Below are 977 nucleotides of genomic sequence, written 5' to 3'. Positions count from 1 at the left end.
GAATGATAGGATCATGCTGTTCCCATGCCTGCATCTCGTCCTTCGTCCGATAAGAGTTGATATCTGTCGTTGAATGACCCGAGCTGCGGTAACATTCGACGTCCAGCAAGGCTGGCCCGCGGCCCTGGACCAAAAGCTCGCGCTTGCGTGCAACGGCGTCAGCAACGGCGAGCGGATTTGTTCCGTCGACGGTTTCCGCGTGTATGGCTTGCTGGTTGACCGCCAGCCCTATGCGAGACAGGCGGTCCCATCCCATTGTTTCACCGATGGTCTGACCGCCCATCGCATAAAAGTTGTTGTTGAAGAAAAACAGGACCGGCAAACCACCTTTGAAAGCATCCGCCCACAGCGTGTCGAATTGTGCCATGGCGGCGAAATTCATCGCTTCCCAGACCGGCCCGCAGCCAGTAGAGCCATCGCCCGCGTTGGCCACAGTGATGCCGCTGGCCCCCGCAAGCTTCTTTCGCAATGCGGCCCCCGTGGCTATTCCGGCAGACGCGCCGACAATCGCATTGTTCGGATAAGTTCCAAAGGGGGGGAAAAAGGCATGCATTGACCCGCCCATGCCCCGGTTGAAACCGGTTGAGCGCATGAATATCTCTGCAAGCAGGCCGAGCAATAGAAAATTCTCCGCGGTCTCGATTCCTTTCGGACCCTGCAGAGAGGTCTCCACGGTCCTGAGAAGCGCACCACGCTCATGGCTCTCCATGATGAGACGCATGGCATCGTCGGGGAGCTTTCGGATCGCCGAAAGGCCCTTGGCGATGAACTCGCCATGGCTGCGATGACTGCCGAAAATATGGTCATGCGGCTCGAGTGAGGCAGCCGCTCCGACGGCAGCAGCCTCTTGCCCGATCGAAAGGTGAGCCGGCCCTTTGTAGTTAAACTCAATGCCGCAATATGCCCCCTTTGCCTTTAGCGAAGCCAAAATCGTCTCGAATTCGCGTATGATCATCATATCGCGCAGTATTTGTAGC

At 57.3% G+C, this 977-nt stretch carries 1 protein-coding gene; it reads right to left on the bottom strand.

What is annotated here, in order from left to right; translation table 11 throughout:
* A partial coding sequence (locus tag EN750_RS36310) for a thiamine pyrophosphate-dependent dehydrogenase E1 component subunit alpha (protein WP_245482922.1) occupies window positions 1–955 on the bottom strand: 955 nt, incomplete at its 3' end.
* Between the last annotated feature and the right edge of the window lie 22 nt (window positions 956–977).

The organism is Mesorhizobium sp. M7A.F.Ca.ET.027.03.2.1, assembly GCF_003999175.1.
Taxonomy (GTDB): Bacteria; Pseudomonadota; Alphaproteobacteria; order Rhizobiales; family Rhizobiaceae; genus Mesorhizobium.
This window is presented reverse-complemented; position numbering and strand designations above follow the sequence as displayed.